This window comes from Massilia sp. MS-15 (assembly GCF_020176695.1).
GTDB classification, from domain to species: domain Bacteria; phylum Pseudomonadota; class Gammaproteobacteria; order Burkholderiales; family Burkholderiaceae_D; genus Telluria; species Telluria hydrophila.
In genome coordinates this window covers 1-1642 of the sequence record NZ_JAIWIA010000049.1, presented here as the reverse complement: position 1 = coordinate 1642, position 1642 = coordinate 1, and the positions used below count along the sequence as shown (strand labels likewise).

General features: G+C 55.8%; 2 protein-coding genes. Both read left to right on the top strand.

Annotated elements, in window-relative coordinates; translation table 11 throughout:
• Window positions 1–203 precede the first annotated feature (203 nt).
• A complete protein-coding gene (locus tag LCI23_RS17895) occupies window positions 204–866 on the top strand; it encodes a type II secretion system protein (RefSeq protein WP_224947809.1) in 663 nt (220 codons plus the stop codon).
• 31 nt (window positions 867–897) lie between these two features.
• A partial coding sequence (locus LCI23_RS17890; RefSeq protein WP_224947808.1) for a type II secretion system protein occupies window positions 898–1642 on the top strand: 745 nt, incomplete at its 3' end.

Below are 1642 nucleotides of genomic sequence, written 5' to 3'. Positions count from 1 at the left end.
AGATTTGAATCATCCCTGCGACAAACAGATAACGCAAACACCAACGTAAATAAATTAGACATCTTGCGCGTTTAATTATGGATGGTAATCTTTTCCTACGACAATGAGTATTGCCTATAGACACGATTTTAAAGGGAGGCCTTGGTTTCAGTTGCACGCCGCTTCATGTCATTCAATCGCTCAATCTCTGGAAGGAAGACAAAATGAAACACGTAACGCAAAAACAGACGGGCTTTACCCTGGTCGAAATCGCGATTGTGCTGGTCATTATTGGCCTGCTGATCGGCGGCGTACTCAAAGGCCAGGCCCTGATCGAAAACGGCACGGTCAAATCGCTGGCAAACGAGATGCGCAGTATTTCCACGATGGTCAATGGATACCGTGACCTGTACCGCGCCATCCCGGGCGACGATCCGAAAGCCGACACCAACCAGAAAGGCGCCGTGAAATCCACCACCAATGGCGGTAACGGCTCGATCGACAGCGGCACCTGGGTCGGCGCGGATGCCGTCGCCGCCACCAATGAAACCACCCTCTTCTGGCAGCATGTCCGCCTGGCAGGGCTGGCAAGCGGCAGCGCTGCTTCGGGCACGGCGACGAATGCCGTCGGCGGCAAACTCGGCGTCACCTCCAATGCCGACCGCCCGAAAACCCCGGACGGAATCAGCGCCAGCTACTACGTGTGTTCCAGCGCAATTCCCGGCAAGACCGCACGTGCGCTGGACATCATGCTGGACGATGGCGTCTCCGACAAGGGCCAGTTCTTCGGCGCTCTCGAAGGCACCAGCCCCGTGACGACGACCAATGCCGCGAATGCGGCCGAATACGTCGACGCCAACAAGTATACGGTGTGCCTGGCTCAATAACTGGCTTGCACATCTGGTGGGAATGGCTGCGATGCCATTCCCCTATGTTTTCGAGGGCGGCAACGCCGGAAGCATACCGACTGAGCGGATGAAAGGTGGACATGCAATGAACAGACAAACAGGACATACGATTCTGGAAATCGTCATCGTGTTGTTCGTCGCCTCAATCCTGATTTTGGGGGCAATTTCCGGGAACTATATGATTTCCATGTCCACCGCAAAAAAGCTCGTTGCGGAAATGAGAGAAGTTCAAGAAATGCTCTATGTCTACCGGACCCGGTATCGCGCCATCCCCGGAGACGACGAATTCGCATCAGTCCACATTGCCGGCGCAACCGATACCTGGAGCCCGCGCAACAAAGGTTCCTCGATCTATGAAGGAGGCAATGCCCTGATTGATGGAAACGGCAATTGGACCAGCCAGAACGATCCGGCAGATTATGAGTCAGCGATGTTCTGGCATCACGTACGCTTGGCAGGTCTGGCGGAAGGTGATCCCAATTTCCATGGATCGTTCAACGCCATCGGGGGACACCTGGGGGTGACATCCGGCACCCGTATTCCGACAAGACCAGCCGGTGTACGGGGCTTGTTCAATGTGTGTTCCTCCAGGATCAGCGGAGACGTGGCGAGGCTCATGGACGCCGAGGCGGATGACGGCAATGCGACCACGGGCATGATGTGGGGTGCGCCGGAGCCGGATCACAAGACAGTTGTCATAACCGCAACCGCACCCCAACGCTATTTGGACGAGCGTCGGTATACCGTATGTATGG